We start from the raw sequence: 18,203 nt of genomic DNA on the forward strand, positions 1-18,203 counted from the left end.
GCGCTCACTACGGCGTCGCGGGCGGCGAAGCGGGCGCGGTGCCGGCATTCGCGGTGTTCGCGGCATTCGGCGCCGCCGGCGTGTTGCCGCTCACCGCATTGCGTTCGCTTTCGGGCAGCAGCGCGAGGCGGTTGTACAGTGTTTTCAGGCTGATGCCGAGCGCCTTCGCGGTGCGTGGCTTGTCGCCGTTGAAGTGCCGCAGCGACGCGACGATGAAGCGCTGCTGCGTATGCGCGAGCGTCGTGCCGATATGCAGCGTCATCGCGTTGTGGCGCACTTCCTCGCGCGGCGGCGGCCGGCGCGGCAATTGCAGTTCGATCTGCTCGTCGGCGAGGATGAACGCGCGCTCCAGCGCATTGCGCAGCTCGCGCACGTTGCCGGGCCACGTGTACGTGCGCAGCGCCTTCATCGCCTGCGTCGACAGGCGCTTTCTCGTGCGGTGCCGCGCGTTCAGCCGTTCGACGATCTCCAGCGCGATGTCGCCGACGTCGTCCTCGCGCTGCCTGAGCGCGGGCACGTGCAGCGCGATCGGCGCGATCCGGTAGAACAGGTCTTCGCGCAGCGTGCCGTTGCGCAAGGCCTCGACGGGATCGTGATGGGTGGCCGCGACGATCCGCACGTCGAGCGGGATCGCCTCGTGGCCGCCCACGCGCACGATCGTGTTGGTTTCGAGCGTGCGCAGCAGCTTGACCTGCAATTCGAGCGGCATTTCGGCGATTTCGTCGAGAAACAGCGTGCCGCCTCGCGCGGCTTCGAACATGCCCACATGTTGTGCAACGGCGCCCGTGAAGCTGCCTTTTTCGTGACCGAACAAGTGCGATTCCGCGATGTCTTTCGGAATCGCGCCGCAGTTGACGGGCACGAACGGACCGCGCCGGCGCGGGCTCATGTCGTGAATGAGGCGGGCGACGATATCCTTGCCCGCCCCGCTTTCGCCGACCACCAGCACACTCACGCGGGTGGCGGCGACGCGCGACACTTTCAGCAGCAGATCCTGAATGGTTCGCGAACGGCCGAACAGTCGCGTGCCGTCATCGTCGGATTTCGACATGGAGTATGACCGGGTTGGGAAGTTTTGACCGAATGTGTCATGACCGGTAAAAAATGGCGTGGCATTCGCCGTTTTTTACGTATCTTCAGAATACCTTTTATACCGGTGCGACGACATTGAATCTGACAATGCGGTGTGCGCGAACAGATAGATTTATTCGATGAACGACGAATGCGAGACACCATTCTTCTATACTGCTAAGCACGCGTTTTCAGTGCAGGACGGCTTGTCCGCCCATTCGTGTGTGCGGCGTTGAAGATGCCGTCGTGAACAGGCCATGACGACGTGCATGGCGCCGCACGTGTCGCGGTACCGGCCGATGTGTGCGTCGGGCCGCATTACCAGGAGCCTCGATGCCTTACGTCCTGATCGTCGAAGACGATGCCGATACGCGAACGATGCTCGCCACGCTCGCACGCACGCAGCAACTCGCGTGCGATACCGCCGCGACGCTTGAAGAAGCGCGCACGCTCGTCTCGACGCATACCCCCGATCTCGTGCTATGCGATCTCGTGCTGCCCGACGGCAACGGGATGGATCTGTTCGATGCGTTGCCCAAGCGCGCGCATTGCGAAATAGTGCTGACCACCGGCCACGCGAGCCTCGAAACCGCAATCGATGCATTGCGGCGCGGCGCGACCGACTATCTCGTGAAGCCGCTCAACATGCAGCGGCTGAACAGCATCTTCGCGCGCGTGCCGCGCACGACCGCGCTGCACGAGGAAATCGCGGAGCTGCGCTCGGAACTGCAGCGCCTCGGCCGCTTCGGCCGCATGCTCGGCAGTTCGCCCGCGATGCAGGCCGTCTACGATGCGATCGGCCGCGTCGCGCGCACCGAAGCGTCGGTGCTGCTCACCGGCGAGTCGGGCACCGGCAAGGAACTCGCCGCGCAAACCGTGCACGACCTGAGCCTGCGTCGCCGCGGGCCGTTCCTCGCGGTGAATTGCGGCGCGATCGCCGCGAATCTCGTGGAGAGCGAGATGTTCGGCCACGACCGCGGCAGCTTCACCGGCGCGGAACGCCAGCACAAGGGCTTCTTCGAACGCGCGGACGGCGGCACGCTGTTTCTCGACGAAATCACCGAAATGCCGGTCGAATCGCAGGTCAAGCTGTTGCGCGTGCTGGAAACCGGGCGCGTCACGCGGCTCGGCTCGACACGCGAAATCGACGTCGACGTGCGCATCGTCGCCGCGACGAACCGCGACCCCGAAGCCGCGATGGCCGACGGCAAGCTGCGGCCCGACCTGTTCCACCGGATCAACGTGTTCCCGATCCCGCTGCCGTCGCTGCGCGAACGCGGCGACGACATCCCGATGCTCGCCGATGCGTTCCTGCAGCGCTACAACGAGGAGAGCGGCCGCAACCTGCGCTTCTCGCCGGCCGCGCGCGAAGCGCTGAAAACCTACGAATGGCCCGGCAACGTGCGCGAGCTGCGCAACTTCGTGCAGCGCGCGAGCATCTTCACCGATGCCGACGTGATCGACACGCTGCCGCCGCCGATCATGGACGAACTATCCAGCATGGTCGATTCGCATGAGGATCGCGTGACGGTGCCGTTCGGTACGCCGCTCGAGGAAGTCGACCGCAAGCTGATCCTCGGCACGATCGCCCAATGCGGCGGCGTGAAGGCGCAGGCGGCCGAGGTGCTCGACGTCAGCCTGAAGACAATCTACAACCGGCTCGCACAACTGGAAGACGAAGCGGAGAAGCCCGATTCCTGATGCCGCTACGATCGCGTTCATGTTTCGGTTCCGGCCTCGCGGCGCGTATCGCGCGCGAGGCGTCGGCGCATGCGTTCGACGTGCGGCGGGATCGCGCGTCGTTCGCGCACGATCCACGGCAGCCCCGCGAACGTGCGCACGATCGCGCGTTCGCGGCGCAGCAGCGGCAGCATGCGCACCGTATGCAGCCACGCGGCGGCGGCCGGCCATCTGAGCCACGCGGTCCACACGGCGTTGCGGGCGGCGGTGCGCTCGCGCGTCGGCCGGTCGCGCCGCGTCGACGGATGGTGATGGACGGTGAGGCCCGGCGCATACACGAGCCAATGCCCCGCGCGAGTCAGGTCGAGCGCGAGCAGCGCTTCCTCGCCGCCCAGAAAGTAGCGCGGATGATAGCCGCCCGCGTGCACGAACGCGTCGCGCCGGAACGCGCTCGCGCCGGCCAGCAGCCCGAGGATCGGCCTGCCCGGCAGCGCGACGGGCGCGTCGAGCGGGCTGTCGGCCATCAGCCGGCAGGTCGGGTCCTCGCGCTCGTCAGGGCCGACCAGCACGCGCGCGGTGACGGCCGCGACGTGCGGATACGCATCGAGCAGGTTCGCGGCTTCGGCGATCGAGCCGGGCGCCCACCACGTGTCGTCGTCGCAGAACGCGACGTAGCGCGTGCGCGCGACGTCGACGCCGAGATTGCGGCCGGCCGCGCCGAGGTTGCCCGGCGCATGCACGAGCGCGACGTGCGCAAAGCGCGCGTGGATCAGCGCGGCCGTCTCGTCGTCGGCGCCGTTGTCGACGACGACGATCGCCGGCCGGTCGGGCAGCGCGCACAGGTGTTCGAGCGTGCGCGCGAGTTCGGCCGGGCGCCGGCAGGTCAGCACGACGGCCGTCACGCGCGGTTCGGCCGGCGGCAGCGCGGCGCGCGGGGGCGTTACACGGACGTGACGTCGCATTCGAGTCGCCAGATCGTTTCGGGTTCGCGGAGAGCGGCGCGCATATGAGGCTCGAGCAGCGTCACCTGGCTGGCATACGCGTCGACGGCGGCGGCTTTCGCGGCGACGCCGTCCGTCTCGCTGCCGGCCGGCGCGGCGACCGGATGCGCGATCCAGCCGCGTTCGCGCCAGCCGATCACGCGCTTGGCCATCAATCCGTCGATGCGACGATAGGGCACGTCCTCGTAGAAGCGCCAGAGGCGCGATGCGTCGTCCGGCGGATCGTCGTCACGCAGCAGCCGGAGCATGGCCTCTTGCGCCTGCAGATGATCGTGGTGGAACAGGCCGGCCGGCGCGAGCACGCCGAAGCCGGGGTGCGCGTCGATCACGTCGGCCACGCACGCCGCGATCGCGGTCGACGTGGCCGGCACGCCGTACTGATCGTCGAGGAAATCGAGCCACAGCGGGCGTGCGTCCAGCAGCGCGAGCGCGCGGCGGTCTTCGTCGCGGCGCGCGCGCACCGCTTCGTCGGCGTGGCGGAACCCCGCGCGGCGATCCCACGGCGGTGCGGGCGTGCCGCGCGGCGGAATCCCCGCGAAGACGGTGACGACGATCGAGCCGGGCGCCTGCGCGAGCAGTTGCCCGCAACTGAAGACGGCATCGTCGAGATGCGGCGAGACGACGAGCCAGCGTGTCGGGTCGGGCATGGCGTAAAGATCTCCATCGTGAGCGGCCGGGCCGCCGGTGCGAATCGGCCAGCATGCGGGCCAGCACGTGTCGTGCCCGCCGCCGGCCGCCGTCGACTGTCCCCGCAGGAGCGTGTCCAATGAGCGAAATTGCACGGCCGCAGGCCGGAAATTACGCAACGGCCGTGATGCTGGTCGCGATCGCGACCGTGCTGCAGACACTCGCGATCCGGTTCGGCGGCGTGAATCTGCCGTTCGTGCTGTATTACCCGCTGCTCGCCGGCGCCGCGTGGGCGACGTCGTTCCTGTTCGGCATCGTGTCGACAGTCGTCAGCGGGCTCTTGATCTGGACGCTGTTCCTGTCCGATCCCGCCGCCTATACGGCGCCGCTGCCCGAGCGGCTCGTGCAGCTCGGCGCGTTCATGCTGATCGGTGCGCTGGTATGCGCGGTCGCGTCGCTGCTGCATCACACGCGGCTCACGAACGATCGCGCGCGCCGGCGCGAGGCGGCCGCGCGCCGGCAACTCGAAGCCGTGCTGCGCGCGCTGCCGCACGGCGTGGTCGCGACCGATCCGAACGGGCGGCTCACCTATCTCAACGCGGCCGCGGCCGAACTCGTCGGCTGCCGGGCGGACGATGCGATCGGCCGGCCCGTGCGCGACGTGCTGCGGCTCGTCGATCGCGAAGGCCATCGCGTGCCGACCACGCCGCTCGACCACGCGCTCGGCGGCGCCGAGGCGACGTCCGACCGCCACTGGCTGCAGGCCGGCAGCGGCGAGCCGGTGCCGATCGTCGCGGTCGCGTCGCCGATCGGCGACGGCCACGGCAACCTCGACGGCGCGGTGCTGCTGCTGCGCGATGCCGGGGCGGAGCGGGCGCGCGTCGACGCGTCGCGGCTTCAGCATGCGGTCGTCGATGCGTCGCCGGACGCAATCGTCGGAATCGACGCGAGCGGCCGCATCGCGAGCTGGAACGCGGCGGCGCAACGGATCTTCGGATACGACGAGGCCGATGCGCGCGGCCGCCGGTTCGACACGTTGATCGCGCGGCGCTGGCTGCGGCTCAACCCGCTCGCCGAATCGTTCGACACGATGCAGGAACCCATCGGGCCGCTCGAACTGTTGTGCGTGCGACGCGACGGCCGGCGTTTTCGGGCGAGGGTATCGGCATGCCCGGTGCTCGGCGAGGCACGAGCGTGGGTCGCGCTGTCGCTGACGTTGCGCGAAACCGGCGCGCAGCGCCGCCGCGACCTGCGGGCGCAGCGCTCGCTGCAGGGTGCGCGCGATGCGCTCGATCAGGCCGACACGTCGAACCGGCTGAAGGACGAGCTGCTGGCCACGGTGTCGCACGAATTGCGCACACCGCTGAACGTCATCTACGGATGGATCGAGGTGCTGCGCAATACGAGCGACCCCGCGTTGCAGCATCAGGCGGTCGACGCGATCGACCGCAGCGCGCGCTCGCTCACGCGGATGGTCGGCGACATCCTCGACGCGTCGTCGCTCGCGACCGGCAAGCTGCGGCTCGATGCGACGCCGGTGGACGTCGTGCGGCTGTTCTCCGACCAGGTCGGCACGTTCCAGACCGCCGCATCGTCGGCCGGCATCCTGCTCGAATTCGACTGCGCCGCGCCCGCGTGCATCGTGTCCGGCGACGCCGAGCGGTTGCGTCAGATGCTGTCGAACCTGATCTCGAACGCACTGAAATTCACGCCGACCGGCGGCAGCGTGATGGTCGGCCTCGTGCGCGACGACAAGCAGGCGGTGTTGACCGTGGTCGATACCGGGCAGGGCATCGCGACGGAGTTCGCGCCGTACGTGTTCGACATGTTCCGCCGCGCGGACGATTCGCCCGCGTCGCCGCGGCGCGGGCTCGGGCTCGGCCTGTCGATCGTGCGGCACATCGCGGAGCTGCACGGCGGCCGCGTGAGCGTCGCGAGCGCGGGCCGCAATCTCGGCACGACGTTCACGGTGACGCTGCCGGCCGGCTGGCAGCCGGCCGGCGCGATGGCGTGGAGCATCGTGCAGGGCAGCCGCCGCGACGCGCTGGTGCTCGACATGCACCGCATCCTGATCGTGGACGACGACGCGACCACGCGTGCGAGCCTCACGGCCGCGCTCACCACGTTCGGCGCGGCCGTCGCGATCGCGTCGTCCGGTCGCGAGGCGCTCGCGATGGTGGCCGACATCCGCCCGACGGTCGTGCTGTCCGATCTCGCGATGCCCGACGGCGACGGCTTCTGGCTGCTGGACGCATTGCGGCGCGGCGCGACGAACGGCGACGGCGGCCCGTTCGACGTGCGCGTGCTGGCCGTCACCGCGCATGCGGGCCTCGCCGACGAGCGCCGTGCGCTGGAGGCCGGCTTCGACGGCTACCTGTGCAAGCCCGTCGACGTGCGCGAACTGGCGCACAAGATCGCGCACGTGACGAAGGGCGACGGCTGACGCGCGTTGCATGGCGGCGGCGTCAGGTCGCGTCGGATCGCGTCAGGTGGTGGGCGCCGGCCGGTTCTGCGTGTGGACTTGCGCGAGCAGATGCGACGCGATGCGCGTGCTGCGCACGAGGTCGCCGGGCGCGTGGTGCGTGACCTGACGTTGAATGAAGTAGCGCGCGGTATGCGCGAGCCCGTTCGCGAACGTCGTCGTCGCGCGCCAGCCGAGCCGCTTCTGCGCGGCGGCCAGATTCGGCCGCCGCTGACGCGGATCGTCGGACGGCAGCGGCCGGAACTCGATCGGCACGTTCGCGCCGACGACCCGCACCACTTCGCGCGCGACGTCGATCATCGCGATCTCGACGTCGCTGCCGAGATTGACCGGCTCGCTCGCGTCGCCCGGTTCCTCCATCAGCCGGATCAGCGCGTCGATCATGTCGTCCACGTAGCAGAACGAGCGCGTCTGCTTGCCGTCGCCGTAGACGGTCAGCGGCTGTTCGGCGAGCGCCTGCGTGACGAAGTTCGACACCACGCGCCCGTCGGCCGGATGCATGCGCGGCCCGTAGGTATTGAAGATCCGCGCGATCCGTACGTCGACGCCGTACTGGCGGTGGTAGTCGGCGAACAGCGTTTCCGCGCAGCGCTTGCCTTCGTCGTAGCACGCGCGGATGCCGGTCGGATTGACGCGGCCGCAATAGTGCTCGTCCTGCGGGTGGACGTCGGGGTCGCCGTACACCTCGCTCGTCGACGCCTGCAGGATGCGCGCCTTCACGCGTTTCGCGAGGCCGAGCAGGTTGATCGCGCCGTGCACGCTGGTCTTCGTCGTCTGCACGGGGTCGCGCTGGTAGTGGACGGGCGACGCCGGACACGCGAGGTTGTAGATTTCGTCGACTTCGACGTAGAGCGGAAACGTCACGTCGTGCCGCATCAGCTCGAAGTTCGGTGCATCGAGCAGGTGCGCGATGTTGTCCTTCGCGCCCGTGTAGAAATTGTCGACGCACAGCACGTCGTGCCCGGCCGTCACTAGGCGTTCGCACAGATGCGACCCGAGAAAGCCGGCGCCGCCGGTGACGAGCACGCGTTTTCGATCGTAGCCCTTCATTACGTATTCTCCTTGCGGTTTGCGAGCACGCCTCGCGTGGTGGCGACCGGCGTGCGCCGTCCGGTGCCGGCCGACGTGCCGGCGCGCTGCGCGTGGGCGACGTCGCGGTAGATGTCGACGAGCCGGCCGGCTACGCCTTGCCACGTGTAGAAGCGATGCGCGCGCAGGTAGCCGGCGCGGCCGAGCGCCGCGCATAGGTCGGGTTGCGCCCGCAGTTGCACGAGGCGCGTGGCGAGCGCGGCCGGGTCGCGCGGCGGCACGAGATAACCGGTGGCGCCGTGGTCGACCGTGGTGCGAATGCCGCCGACGTCGCTGCCGATCACCGGCGCCGCGCACGCCATCGCCTCGACCGGCGTGATGCCGAACGGCTCGTACCACGGCGTCGTCACGAACACGTCGGCCGCGCTGTAGTACAGGTGCAGCGCGTCGCGATCGCGCCGGCCGACGAAGGTCACGCGGTTCGCGATGCCGAGTTCGTGCGCGAAGGCGGCGAGCCGCGCGAGTTCCGGGTCGCGCGCGGGGTCGGGCGTCGCCTGGCTGCCGCCGACGACGTACAGGTGCGTCGGCCGTTGCGGGTCGCGCGGCATGCGCGCGAGCGCGTCGATCACGGTGTCGATGCCCTTGCGCGGCACGAGGCGGCCCAGCTGAAGTACGACGAATGCGTCCTGCGGCCAGCCCAGCCGCGCGCGTGCATCGACGCGCGGTACCGGCCGGAATTCCTGTGCGTCGAAGCCGCACGGCACGATCTCGATCCGCGCGGTATCGGCGCGATAGTGTGTCGTCAGATCCAGCGCATCCTGCGGGCATTCGGCGATCAGGCGGTCCGAGCGGCGCGCGAGCGTGTCCTCGATCGCGAAGCGCGCGTCGGGGAAGCCGTCGGCCGTGCCCTGATGCAGCCGGCGCACGCGACCGAGCGCATGGAAGGTCGTGACGAGCGGGATGCCGAGCGTTTTTTTCACGCGCAGCGCGGCGTCGCCGGACATGAAGAAGTTCGCGTGCATCACGTCGACCGGGTCGGGCTCGCGCCGCATGCGCGCGATCATGTATTGCGCGAATGCGCCCATGTACGGCAGCAATTGCTCCTTCGGCACGTCGGTCGGCGGCCCGGCCGGCACGTGGATCACGCGCATGCGCGGGCCGATCGGCACCACCTCCGGCAAGTGGGGATTGTCGCAGCGCGTGTAGACGTCGACGTCGAGGCCGCGCTCCGCGAGCTGCTTCGCGACGTTGGCGACATAGATGTTCTGGCCGCCGGCATCGACGCCGCCGATCACGCCCAGCGGCGATGCATGTTCACTGATCAACGCAATTCTCTGCATGGTAGTGCTCCCGATATCGGGGCCGCGCACACGGGCCGCCGTTATCGGCCCCTCGGCAATCGGCATGCCCGCCGCATGGCGGGGAAAACCGCTTCCCCCGGTGCCGCAAAAATTACAACGCGTTGGATGAAAGGGCGTCCGATCGCGATGGCGCGCAGGCATGCGGCGCACGCGGCGCGGCACGCGATTTGCGCGACTTCTGCTCACCCGCCGGTTCGTCCGGCCCGATGAAAAAGGAGGTCACGATGAAGGTATCCCCGCTGCAAGCCCGCACTCCGCGCATCCGCCATCAGCGCGCGCTGCGCACCGGCATGGCGGTCGCGATCGCCGCGGCCACCGCATGCATGGTGGTCGCGCCGAACGCGCTCGCCGCCGGCGACGACGGGGCGTCGTCGTCGACGTCGTCGCACTCGAGCACCCGCACGAAGATCCGCGACGCGACGATCACGACCAAGGCGAAGGCCGAGCTGACCGGCACGAGCGGTCTGTCGTCCGGCGACATCCACGTGAAGACGCGGCACGGCACCGTGACGCTCACCGGCAGCGTGCCCGACGAGCAGCAGCGCACGCAGGCCGTCGGCGTCGTGAAGCAGATCGACGGCGTGCAGAGCGTGCGCGACCAGTTGACCATCCGGCCCAAATAATCGCGATGCGACCGTAACAGGAGTCCACTGATGAATTGCATGCTCAAACCGGTCGGCGAACAGACGATCGTGATCACCGGGGCGACGAGCGGCATCGGCCTCGTCACCGCGCGCAAGGCGGCACGGCGCGGCGCGAAACTCGTGCTGTTCGCGCGCAATGAGGACGCGCTGAACACGCTGTGCGAGGAAATCCGCCAGCACGGCGGGCTCGCGGTGCCGGTCGCCGGCGACGTGGGCAACATCGAGGATCTGCAGCGCGCGGCCGCGACCGCGGCCGACACGTACGGAGGCTTCGACACCTGGGTGAACAACGCGGGCGTGTCGATCTTCGGCACGGCGGCCCAGGTGCCGCTCGAGGATCAACGCCGGCTGTTCGACACCAACTACTGGGGCGTCGTGCATGGCTCGCTCGTCGCGGCCGACCATTTCCGGCGCAAGGGCGACTTCCACGGCGGCGCGATCATCAACATGGGCAGCGAGGCGTCCGACGCGCCGTTGCCGCTGCAAAGCGCGTACGTCGCGTCGAAGCATGCGGTGAAGGGCTTCACCGATTCGCTGCGGCTCGAGATGGAAGCCGATCATCTGCCGGTGTCCGTCACGCTGATCAAGCCGGCCGCGATGGACACGATGTTCGTGATGCACGCGAAGAACTACATGAACGTCGAGGCGAAGCTGCCGCCGCCGATCTACGACCCCGAGCTGGTGGCCGACGCCGTTCTGTTCGCGGCCGCGCATCCGCGCCGCACGCTGTTCGTCGGCGGCGCAGCGAAGTTCACGTCGGCGAGCGCGTATCACGCGCCGCGGCTGTTCGATCGCGTCGCGGCCACGCTGTTCTCGCGCGGCCAGCGCACGGTGCGGCCCGCGCGGCCGCGCGACGACAACGCGCTGTACGACTCGCGCCACGCGCTGCACGAGCGCGAAGGCATGGAAGGGACGGTGCTGCGCAGCTGTGCGTACAACACGGTGGTGCAGCGCCCGAAGGTCGCCGGCGCGGTCGCGCTCGGCGCGGCGGCGCTGGTGTTTGCCGCATTCGCGCGGACGCGCCGTTCGTCCGCGTGATTTCGATCATTTCCCAAGGAGGCTTTCATGACATCCCGACAACATACGGGCCACGAATACAGTCACTCGCGCGCGCACGAAGGCGAGCGCACGCAGCAGGATCACGACAAGGGCGGGCACCAGACAGGCCACGGCAAGCCGCCGAGCCCGGTCGACGTGCAGAAGGCGCTGAAGGGGATGGACTATCCGGCGAGCAAGTCGGACGTCGTGCAGTGCGCGGAACGCTCGCATGCGAGCCGCGAGGTGCTCGACATGCTGCGCAAGATTCCCGAGCGCGAGTACGACACGCCGGCATCGGTATCGAAGGAACTCGGGCGGCTGATGTAAGGGCCGCCCCGTCGCGCCGCGTGCGTGTGCGCGCGGCGCATCCCAATCCCTCACGAGGAGCACGACCATGGCGATGATCGTCGCAGGCCGTTTCACGACGTTCGACGAAGCGGAAGGTGGGGCGCGTCACCTCTACGAGCGCGCGTTCGGGCCCGACGACGTGTCGATCTTCTTCCTGAACCCCGGCGGCCAGCACGCGCGCTTTCCGATCGGCGGCGACGTGTACGCCGACACGGCGGCGAAGCCGGGCGGGCGCGGCGCGATGGTCGGCGCGATGCGCGGGCTGCTGATCGGCGTCGTGATCGGATTGATCGTATATGCGCTCGGCCTGCGCTACTGGTTCGTGCCGGCCGCCGGCGCGCTGGCCGGCGCGTATCTCGGCGCATTCGGCGGCGCGCTCGGCCGGATGCGCGGCGAGCAGGCCGAAGGCAAGGGCACGCTCGCGCGCAGCGAAACCGGCGTGATCCTCGCCGCGCGCGTGACGCCCGACACCGCGACGGCCGCGGAAGACGTGCTGCGCGCGACCGGCGCGAAGTCGATCGAGCGCGTCGAAGGCGACTGGCAGGACGGCGAATGGCGCGATTTCGACCCGGTGCGCCGGCCCGACGAAGCCGCGTCCCGCGGCCCGCGCTGACTACGCCCTTTTTCCAAACGCTTGCAATGCCACCCGCGCGCGCATGGCCGCCGCGTGCGGGCGGGCGTGCGCCGCACGTGGCACGCCGCTTGCGCAGCATCCGCGGCACCCGTTCAAGGAGGAACCCATGAGCACCGCACAGACTCCACCCCCGCAGAAACAGACGCAGCAGCCGGGCACCGAGCGCGGCATGCAGCCGAAGCCGCGCGACGAAGCGGCGGACTACGTCGGCAGCGGCAAGCTCGCCGGCAAGGTCGCGCTGGTGACGGGCGGCGACAGCGGGATCGGCCGCGCCGTGGCGATCGGCTTCGCGAAGGAAGGCGCGGACGTCGCGATCGTCTATCTGGAGGAATCCGACGACGCCGCGCATACGAAGCAGTTGATCGAGCAGGCCGGCCGGCGCTGCGAGGCGATCGCCTGCGACGTGGGCGATCGCCGGCAGGCGCGCGACGCGGTGGCGCGCACGGTCGAGCGGCTCGGCCGGCTCGACGTGCTCGTCAACAATGCGGGCGAGCAGCATCCGCAGCCGGGCATCGAGGACGTGTCCGAGGAGCAGCTGGAACGCACGTTCCGCACGAACGTGTACGGGATGTTCTTCTGCACGCAAGCCGCGCTGCCGCACATGAAGCAGGGCGGCCGCATCGTCAATACCGCGTCGGTCACCGCGTATCACGGCAGCCCGAAACTGCCCGACTACTCGGCGACCAAGGGCGCGATCGTCGCCTTCACTCGCTCGCTGTCGATCGAGCTGGCCGAGCGCGATATCCGCGTGAACGCGGTCGCGCCGGGGCCGATCTGGACGCCGCTGATCCCGTCGACGTTCACGCCCGAGCAGGTCGCGAAATTCGGCTCGAACGTGCCGCTCAAGCGGCCGGGCCAGCCGGACGAACTGATCGGCTGCTACGTGCTGCTCGCCTCCGAAGGCGCGAGCTACATGACCGGGCAGACGCTGCATCCGAACGGCGGCTCGATCGTCGGCGGCTGATGGCCGTTTCCACGCAAGCACAAGGAGAAAGCAGATGAGACAACCCCACTGGACGATCGCCGCGCTCGCCGCCGGCGTGCTCGCCGTATCGGGGCTCGCCCGCGCGCAGATGCCGAGCGAGCCGCCCGCGTCGAATGCGCATGTGCCGGGCGGCGTGATCAATCCGTCGTCGGGCGCGGCCGGTGCAGGCGATTCCGGCATCGCGAAAGCGCCGAAGGGCACCGACGCGGAGTTCGTCGACAAGGCCGCGATGGCCGGCAAGGCGGAGGTACAGGCGAGCCAGCTCGCGCTGAAGCAGGCGCAGTCGGCGGACGTGCGCGCGTTCGCGAAACGGATGGTCGCCGATCACGGCAAGGCGAACGCGAAGCTCGCCGAAATCGCCGCGCGAAAGGGCATGAAGCCGCAGGTCGAACAGATCTCGGATCCCGACGTCGAGGCGCTGCGCGGCAAGCGTGGGCGCGACTTCGACACCGCGTATCTCGCGGCGGCCGGCCCGGATGCGCACAAGAAGGCGGTTGCGTTGTTCGAAGACGAAGCACGCGACGGCAAGGACGCGCAGCTGCGCGCGTTCGCCCGATCCACGCTGCCGACGCTCAAGCATCACTTGAGCATGGCGGAAACGCTGGCACGCAAGGTGGGCGCGCAGTAACGCGCGCCCGGTTCCACCCCAGGGCCGCACGTGCGGCCCGCTTTTTCGGAGAAGCAGTCATGGCCCAACGGCAATCGAAGCACGAAGGTATCCTCGAACTGCTCTGCCAGGCATACGAAACCGAGCTTGGCGGCGCGAAGATCTACGAGGCCGCGCTCCAGTGCGCGACCGACGAGGACCTGCACAAGGAATGGGAGAAGTACCATCGCGAGACGCTGCATCACCAGGAGGTGCTGCGCAAGGTGTTCGACACGCTCGGCCTCGATCCCGATGCGCAATCGCCGGGGCGCGCCGCGGTGGCGGCGACCGGCGAATCGCTGGTGCGGGTGATCGAGCAGGCGAAGCAGCAGGCCGACCCGGCCGTCGCGCAGGTCGTCGCGGCCGAGTGCGTGGTGCTGGCCGAAACCAAGGATCACCTGAACTGGGAGCTGATCGGCTACGCGGCGGACCAGTTGCCCGACAGCGACGCGGCGAAGGTGTTGAAGGCCGCGCACGACGAGGTCGAGGCCGACGAGGATCATCACCTGTATCACACGCGTGGCTGGGCGCGCGAGATGTGGATCGAGTCGATGGGCTTCAAGGCGGTGCTGCCGCCGCCGGAAGAAGTGAAGAAGGTGGAGTCCGCCGCCGATGCGGCGCGTGCCGAGCGCTCGCGCGGCAAGATGATGTAATACGCGGTTGTAGTACGCGGGCAAGCGGGCGGCGTCGCATGCGGCGCCGCCCGTATTCCATCCGGTTGCGTACGCAACCGTCCACGCAGCGACCCAGTGAGGTTCGATCCCTCACGAAAGCAGATCGACGATCATCGTCGCCACCGACGCCGCCATCAGCGCGACCGCCAGCCAGCCGAACAGTTTCGATACCGGGCCGCTGCCGGGCTGGCCGGCCGCATCGCGCCGGCGCGCCAGCAGCATCACGAACACGAGCATCGGCACCGCCGCGATGCCGTTGAGCACGGCGCTCCAGTACAGCGCGCGGATCGGGTCGATCGGGCTGAAGCAGATCGCGATGCCGACGATCACGCACAGCGCGAGCACCGTGTAGAACGCGGGCGCGCGCCGCACGGGCTCGTTCAGCCCTTCGCGGAACCGCCACGCTTCCGCGCAACCGTAGGCCGCGCTGCCCGCGAACGCGGGAATCGCGAGCAGCCCGCAGCCGACGATGCCGAACGCGAACACCAGGAACGCGGCTTCGCCGGCGATCGGCCGCAACGCCTCGGCGGCCTGCGCGGTGCTGCCGATGTCGTGCCGCCCGCGCGCGAAGAACACGGCCGCGCCGATCACCATGATGCAGAACGACACCGCGTTGGTCACGATCATCCCGGTCCACGTGTCGAACGTGATGCGCCGTTCGGTCTCGCGGCGCGCGGCCGGCGCGCATGACCGGTCGCCGTTGCGGCGCTCCGCCTGGGTCTCCTCGACCTCGAGCGCGGCCTGCCATACGAACAGGTAGGGGCTCAGCGTCGTGCCGAGCACCGCGACTGCGGTCGTCGCATAGTCGTGCGTGAACGAAATCTGCGGCAGCGCGATGGCACGCAGCAGATTGCCCCAGTCGACGTGCACGAAGCCGAGTTCGATCACGTACGCGAGCAGGCCGAGCGTCATCCATTTGAGCCAGCGCGCGTAGCGCTCGTAGGACAGCAGCACCTGCAGCCCGAGCGACGCCAGGCCGTATACCGGCGCATACCAGTAGCTGCGGCCGCCGGCGACGAGCGCCGTCGCATCGCCCATCGCCGCGAGATCGGCGCCGACGTTCACGACGTTGACGATCACGACCATCGCGATCAGCGTCTTCGCGATGCGATCGGAAAAGTGTGCGCGGATGCCGGCCACGAGCCCTTCGCGATTGCGTCGCCCGATGAACGCCGCCGCGAGCTGCACGGCGACCATCATCGGCAGCGTGACGACGATCATCCACAGCATGTTGAAACCGAACTGGCTGCCCGCCTGCGCGTAGACGGCGACGTTGCTCGGATCGGCGTCGGACGCGCCCGCAAGCAGGCCGGGGCCGAGCCGCCGATACCACGGTTTCGCGGCCGGCGGCGCGTCGGCGGCCGGCCGGACGTCTTCGTCCGGGCCGCTCATCCCGCGTCCCCGTGCGACGCGCGAGCGCCGCCGTGGCGCCGCTCGCGTGCGAGGCGCGATGCGGTGCGCAACGCGTCGACCAGCGTGCGGTACGCGCGTTCGCGGGAATCGGCGCCGCGTGTGCGCAGCACGTACGACGGGTGATAGGTCGCGACGACGAGCCGGCCGTCGTCGGTGCGCACCGGTGCGCGCGTGCGCTCCAGTGTCGCGTCGTTGTCCTGCAGCACCGCGCGCAGCGCCGTCGCGCCGAGCGCGACCACCACGCGCGGCTGGACGGCGTCGAGCTCGCGCTCGAGCCAGTAATGGCATGCGGCCACTTCGCGCTGCGCGGGCGTCTTGTGCAGCCGCCGCTTGCCGCGCGGCTCCCACTTGAAGTGCTTGACCGCGTTCGTCAGGTAGACGTCCGAGCGTTCGATCCCGGCCTCGTCGAGCGCGCGGTCGAGCATGCGGCCGGCCGCGCCGACGAACGGCACGCCCGCGCGGTCCTCCTGGTCGCCCGGCTGCTCGCCGACCAGCATGATCGGCGCGTCGACGGGCCCGGCGCCGGGCACCGGCTGCGTCGCGTGTTCCCACAGCGCGCAGCGGCGGCACGCGTCGAGCGTGGCCGGTGCGTCGCCGTCGGCCGGCGTCGTCGTTTTTTCGCGATCGGGCGTTTTGCGTGTCATGCGGCCTCTCCGGCGCAAGCCCGACGGGCGGCGTGCCGCGCGCCCGCGGAACATGCCGGCGCCCGTGTTGTCGCACGTGCTGAGGGAAGCAAACCGGAGGATCGAAGCCGCATCGCGCGCATGAAGGACTCCTGGGTCGACGATGCGAACGAGACAGCAACCGGCATGCCGGATGCAGTCGGCATGGGCGCGCGCCTTGCGGGGCCACCCCGTCCAACGACAGGAGAAGCACGATGCAACCCGAACCCGGCGACGATCCGGCCGCCGACGACGTGCTGTTGTGGCGCGCACCCGACAGCGTGCCGCGCCGCCCGCGCCGCGTGCTGGTCGTCGACGACTATCGCGATGCGGCGGATGCGCTGCGCCTGCTGCTGGAGGCGCGCGGCTTCGAGTGCCGGGTCGCCGACGATCCGTTCGCCGTGTGCGACGTCGCGCGCGCGTGGCAGCCGTTCGCGGTCGTGCTCGACATCGCGATGCCCGGCCTCGACGGGCTGCAGCTTGCCGCGCGGCTGCGCGGCGATCCGCAAACCGCCGACATGCTGCTCGTCGCGTGCAGCGGGCTCGTGTCGCGACTCGATTGCGAACGGGCGAAGGAAGCCGGCTTCGACGCGCACTGCGCGAAGCCGCTGACGCCGCACCGGCTGCTGGGCTACCTCGAATCGGCGAGCGGCGGCGCCGTGAGGGCCGACGAGGACGTTACACGACCCTTGTAAAAAGGCTGGCGGGCGGCGGATGCGGCGTTTTTCCGCCGCCGCCGAGGACAAAAAAACGCCCCGCACAGGCGGGGCGTATCGAACGCATGCCGAACGCAGGCGCCGGCGAACCGGCGCCGCGTCCGGGTGCGGTCAGTGACGGCCGCGCGTGCGCGGGTCGTCGAGGTCTTCGGTCGGATCGGTCAGCCCGAGCTCGTCGCCCGCGCTCCAGTACGGCGTGCTGCCGTAGAACTCGTGCAGCGGCTCGGCCCATTGCGGATCGGCCATCGCCGGCCAATGGTCCTTGTCGAACCCCGGCGCGTTGCGGATCCGCTCGGACGACACCGACAGCAGGAAGCACTTGCGTTCGGTGTCGAGCGTCAGCGCGCTCCACGGAATGGCGTGCAGCTTGTCGCCGATGCCGAGGATGCCGCCGCTCGACAGCACCGCATACGCGATGCGGCCCGAGCGCACGTCGAGCATGATGTCCTTGATCTTGCCGACGTCGTCGCCGTCGGTCGTATAGACCTTGTCGCCTTCCAGCGTATCGGCCGCCATCACGTCGGGGCCGGGGCCGGCCGCCGTCGCGGCGCCCTTGCCGATGATGCGGGTCTGCCCTTGATTGGGAGTCTGCATGGTGTCCTCCTGGCTGCGTGGGGCGCGACCGTGCCCGGGGGCGGGCCCTGCGGGTCGCGCGGGTTGTCGAGGCGGAGCGGGAATCGCCCCGTCACGTCTGCTTCGGTTGCGACACGCCTTCCAGCGTGTTCGCGACGTCGTCGCGCTCGGGGCTGGCCGTGCGCGTCGCGATGTCGGCGAGCGACAGCATGCCGACCAGTCGCTTGTCGTGATCGACGACGGGCAGCCGGCGCAGTTGCGCATCGGCCATGTAGTGCTGAATCTCGTCCAGCGGATCGTCGTCGAAGCACCATTCGATCGGGCCGGACGCGACCTCCTGGATTCGCGTCTCCGGCGGCTTGCCGGCCGAGATCGCGCGCACCGCGAGATCGCGGTCCGTCACCATCCCGATCAGCCGGTTGTTGTCGCACACGGGCAGCGCGCCGATGTCGTAGCGCTCCATCAGTTGGGCGGCGTGACGGATCGAGTCGGTCGGGGCGATCCGCACGACGTCCTGCGACATGATTTCGTTGACGCGATGCATGAAGTTCTCCTTCCGGTAGGGGTAGCAAGGTGCCGATGCGGCCGGTGCGATTCAGCAAACTTCAGCAAACCGCAT

Annotated in this window: 19 protein-coding genes; 10 read left to right on the forward strand and 9 right to left on the reverse strand. The window is 69.5% G+C overall.

Annotated elements, in window-relative coordinates; all coding sequences use genetic code 11:
* Window positions 1–7: 7 nt before the first annotated feature.
* Window positions 8–1,051: a sigma-54-dependent Fis family transcriptional regulator gene (locus tag QZM72_RS00940; protein WP_301736871.1), complete on the reverse strand. Its 1,044-nt coding sequence runs from the start codon at window positions 1,049–1,051 to the stop codon at window positions 8–10.
* A gap of 353 nt (window positions 1,052–1,404) precedes the next feature.
* On the opposite strand from QZM72_RS00940, the gene QZM72_RS00945 reads away from it, so the two are divergent.
* Window positions 1,405–2,772 carry a sigma-54 dependent transcriptional regulator gene (locus QZM72_RS00945; protein WP_301736872.1) on the forward strand — a complete coding sequence of 456 codons (1,368 nt, stop codon included), beginning with the start codon at window positions 1,405–1,407 and terminating at the stop codon, window positions 2,770–2,772.
* 17 nt (window positions 2,773–2,789) lie between these two features.
* Here the strand turns inward: QZM72_RS00945 and QZM72_RS00950 are convergent, their stop codons facing one another.
* Together QZM72_RS00950 and QZM72_RS00955 are read right to left on the reverse strand one after the other, a co-directional pair.
* Window positions 2,790–3,713, reverse strand: a complete 924-nt coding sequence (locus QZM72_RS00950; RefSeq protein WP_301736873.1) for a glycosyltransferase family 2 protein — start codon at window positions 3,711–3,713, stop codon at window positions 2,790–2,792.
* Window positions 3,692–4,399: a PIG-L family deacetylase gene (locus QZM72_RS00955; protein WP_301736874.1), complete on the reverse strand. Its 708-nt coding sequence runs from the start codon at window positions 4,397–4,399 to the stop codon at window positions 3,692–3,694. Before QZM72_RS00955 ends, QZM72_RS00950 begins: the two co-directional genes overlap by 22 nt.
* Window positions 4,400–4,518: 119 nt before the next feature.
* On the opposite strand from QZM72_RS00955, the gene QZM72_RS00960 reads away from it, so the two are divergent.
* Window positions 4,519–6,822 carry a PAS domain-containing protein gene (locus QZM72_RS00960; RefSeq protein ID WP_301736875.1) on the forward strand — a complete coding sequence of 768 codons (2,304 nt, stop codon included), beginning with the start codon at window positions 4,519–4,521 and terminating at the stop codon, window positions 6,820–6,822.
* Window positions 6,823–6,864: 42 nt separating this feature from the next.
* Here the strand turns inward: QZM72_RS00960 and QZM72_RS00965 are convergent, their stop codons facing one another.
* Together QZM72_RS00965 and QZM72_RS00970 are read right to left on the reverse strand one after the other, a co-directional pair.
* Complete coding sequence (locus QZM72_RS00965; RefSeq protein WP_089471197.1) at window positions 6,865–7,911, reverse strand: UDP-glucuronic acid decarboxylase family protein; 1,047 nt, start codon at window positions 7,909–7,911, stop codon at window positions 6,865–6,867.
* On the reverse strand, window positions 7,911–9,230 hold the full coding sequence (locus QZM72_RS00970) for a glycosyltransferase family 1 protein (protein ID WP_301736876.1): 1,320 nt from the start codon (window positions 9,228–9,230) through the stop codon (window positions 7,911–7,913). Before QZM72_RS00970 ends, QZM72_RS00965 begins: the two co-directional genes overlap by 1 nt.
* Window positions 9,231–9,475: 245 nt before the next feature.
* Between QZM72_RS00970 and QZM72_RS00975 the strand changes: the two genes are divergently transcribed.
* The 7 genes from QZM72_RS00975 to QZM72_RS01005 all read left to right on the forward strand — a co-directional run bounded on the left by QZM72_RS00975 (window position 9,476) and on the right by QZM72_RS01005 (window position 14,199).
* Complete coding sequence (locus tag QZM72_RS00975) at window positions 9,476–9,874, forward strand: BON domain-containing protein (RefSeq protein WP_301736877.1); 399 nt, start codon at window positions 9,476–9,478, stop codon at window positions 9,872–9,874.
* 30 nt (window positions 9,875–9,904) lie between these two features.
* Window positions 9,905–10,933, forward strand: a complete 1,029-nt coding sequence (locus QZM72_RS00980) for an SDR family oxidoreductase (protein ID WP_301736878.1) — start codon at window positions 9,905–9,907, stop codon at window positions 10,931–10,933.
* A 27-nt stretch (window positions 10,934–10,960) separates the two neighbouring features.
* On the forward strand, window positions 10,961–11,260 hold the full coding sequence (locus tag QZM72_RS00985; protein WP_089471200.1) for a DUF2795 domain-containing protein: 300 nt from the start codon (window positions 10,961–10,963) through the stop codon (window positions 11,258–11,260).
* 67 nt (window positions 11,261–11,327) lie between these two features.
* A complete protein-coding gene (locus QZM72_RS00990) occupies window positions 11,328–11,894 on the forward strand; it encodes a hypothetical protein (protein WP_089471201.1) in 567 nt (188 codons plus the stop codon).
* A 127-nt stretch (window positions 11,895–12,021) separates the two neighbouring features.
* Window positions 12,022–12,879, forward strand: a complete 858-nt coding sequence (locus QZM72_RS00995) for an SDR family oxidoreductase (protein WP_301736879.1) — start codon at window positions 12,022–12,024, stop codon at window positions 12,877–12,879.
* A 34-nt stretch (window positions 12,880–12,913) separates the two neighbouring features.
* Window positions 12,914–13,528, forward strand: a complete 615-nt coding sequence (locus QZM72_RS01000; RefSeq protein ID WP_301736880.1) for a DUF4142 domain-containing protein — start codon at window positions 12,914–12,916, stop codon at window positions 13,526–13,528.
* A gap of 59 nt (window positions 13,529–13,587) precedes the next feature.
* A complete protein-coding gene (locus QZM72_RS01005; protein ID WP_089471203.1) occupies window positions 13,588–14,199 on the forward strand; it encodes a DUF892 family protein in 612 nt (203 codons plus the stop codon).
* A gap of 111 nt (window positions 14,200–14,310) precedes the next feature.
* On the opposite strand, the gene QZM72_RS01010 is transcribed toward QZM72_RS01005, so the two are convergent.
* Window positions 14,311–15,612: an NRAMP family divalent metal transporter gene (locus tag QZM72_RS01010; RefSeq protein ID WP_301736881.1), complete on the reverse strand. Its 1,302-nt coding sequence runs from the start codon at window positions 15,610–15,612 to the stop codon at window positions 14,311–14,313.
* Window positions 15,609–16,277, reverse strand: coding sequence for a UdgX family uracil-DNA binding protein (locus QZM72_RS01015; RefSeq protein ID WP_301736882.1), 669 nt, complete (start codon window positions 16,275–16,277; stop codon window positions 15,609–15,611). The genes QZM72_RS01010 and QZM72_RS01015 overlap by 4 nt, the downstream gene beginning before the upstream one ends.
* A gap of 233 nt (window positions 16,278–16,510) precedes the next feature.
* Here QZM72_RS01015 and QZM72_RS01020 point away from each other — a divergent pair, with 233 nt between their 5' ends.
* A complete protein-coding gene (locus QZM72_RS01020) occupies window positions 16,511–16,990 on the forward strand; it encodes a response regulator (protein WP_089471205.1) in 480 nt (159 codons plus the stop codon).
* Window positions 16,991–17,122: 132 nt separating this feature from the next.
* Here the strand turns inward: QZM72_RS01020 and QZM72_RS01025 are convergent, their stop codons facing one another.
* Window positions 17,123–17,605 carry a PRC-barrel domain-containing protein gene (locus tag QZM72_RS01025; RefSeq protein ID WP_089471206.1) on the reverse strand — a complete coding sequence of 161 codons (483 nt, stop codon included), beginning with the start codon at window positions 17,603–17,605 and terminating at the stop codon, window positions 17,123–17,125.
* Window positions 17,606–17,696: 91 nt separating this feature from the next.
* Window positions 17,697–18,128: a CBS domain-containing protein gene (locus QZM72_RS01030; RefSeq protein ID WP_089471207.1), complete on the reverse strand. Its 432-nt coding sequence runs from the start codon at window positions 18,126–18,128 to the stop codon at window positions 17,697–17,699.
* Between the last annotated feature and the right edge of the window lie 75 nt (window positions 18,129–18,203).

Origin of the sequence: Burkholderia sp. AU45388, from assembly GCF_030481585.1 — a bacterium.
Lineage (GTDB): Bacteria > Pseudomonadota > Gammaproteobacteria > Burkholderiales > Burkholderiaceae > Burkholderia > Burkholderia sola.

What these genes read in the sequence shown, in the direction of transcription:
- QZM72_RS01000 (WP_301736880.1), top strand. Translation starts at nt 12,914, where the DNA reads ATGAGACAACCCCACTGGACGATCGCCGCGCTCGCCGCCGGCGTGCTC.
- QZM72_RS01015 (WP_301736882.1), bottom strand. Translation starts at nt 16,277, where the DNA reads ATGACACGCAAAACGCCCGATCGCGAAAAAACGACGACGCCGGCCGAC.
- QZM72_RS00965 (WP_089471197.1), bottom strand. Translation starts at nt 7,911, where the DNA reads ATGAAGGGCTACGATCGAAAACGCGTGCTCGTCACCGGCGGCGCCGGC.
- QZM72_RS00950 (WP_301736873.1), bottom strand. Translation starts at nt 3,713, where the DNA reads ATGCGACGTCACGTCCGTGTAACGCCCCCGCGCGCCGCGCTGCCGCCG.
- QZM72_RS00970 (WP_301736876.1), bottom strand. Translation starts at nt 9,230, where the DNA reads ATGCAGAGAATTGCGTTGATCAGTGAACATGCATCGCCGCTGGGCGTG.
- QZM72_RS00955 (WP_301736874.1), bottom strand. Translation starts at nt 4,399, where the DNA reads ATGCCCGACCCGACACGCTGGCTCGTCGTCTCGCCGCATCTCGACGAT.
- QZM72_RS00995 (WP_301736879.1), top strand. Translation starts at nt 12,022, where the DNA reads ATGAGCACCGCACAGACTCCACCCCCGCAGAAACAGACGCAGCAGCCG.
- QZM72_RS01025 (WP_089471206.1), bottom strand. Translation starts at nt 17,605, where the DNA reads ATGCAGACTCCCAATCAAGGGCAGACCCGCATCATCGGCAAGGGCGCC.
- QZM72_RS00985 (WP_089471200.1), top strand. Translation starts at nt 10,961, where the DNA reads ATGACATCCCGACAACATACGGGCCACGAATACAGTCACTCGCGCGCG.
- QZM72_RS00945 (WP_301736872.1), top strand. Translation starts at nt 1,405, where the DNA reads ATGCCTTACGTCCTGATCGTCGAAGACGATGCCGATACGCGAACGATG.
- QZM72_RS01030 (WP_089471207.1), bottom strand. Translation starts at nt 18,128, where the DNA reads ATGCATCGCGTCAACGAAATCATGTCGCAGGACGTCGTGCGGATCGCC.
- QZM72_RS00960 (WP_301736875.1), top strand. Translation starts at nt 4,519, where the DNA reads ATGAGCGAAATTGCACGGCCGCAGGCCGGAAATTACGCAACGGCCGTG.
- QZM72_RS01020 (WP_089471205.1), top strand. Translation starts at nt 16,511, where the DNA reads ATGCAACCCGAACCCGGCGACGATCCGGCCGCCGACGACGTGCTGTTG.
- QZM72_RS00990 (WP_089471201.1), top strand. Translation starts at nt 11,328, where the DNA reads ATGGCGATGATCGTCGCAGGCCGTTTCACGACGTTCGACGAAGCGGAA.
- QZM72_RS00980 (WP_301736878.1), top strand. Translation starts at nt 9,905, where the DNA reads ATGAATTGCATGCTCAAACCGGTCGGCGAACAGACGATCGTGATCACC.
- QZM72_RS01005 (WP_089471203.1), top strand. Translation starts at nt 13,588, where the DNA reads ATGGCCCAACGGCAATCGAAGCACGAAGGTATCCTCGAACTGCTCTGC.
- QZM72_RS01010 (WP_301736881.1), bottom strand. Translation starts at nt 15,612, where the DNA reads ATGAGCGGCCCGGACGAAGACGTCCGGCCGGCCGCCGACGCGCCGCCG.
- QZM72_RS00975 (WP_301736877.1), top strand. Translation starts at nt 9,476, where the DNA reads ATGAAGGTATCCCCGCTGCAAGCCCGCACTCCGCGCATCCGCCATCAG.
- QZM72_RS00940 (WP_301736871.1), bottom strand. Translation starts at nt 1,051, where the DNA reads ATGTCGAAATCCGACGATGACGGCACGCGACTGTTCGGCCGTTCGCGA.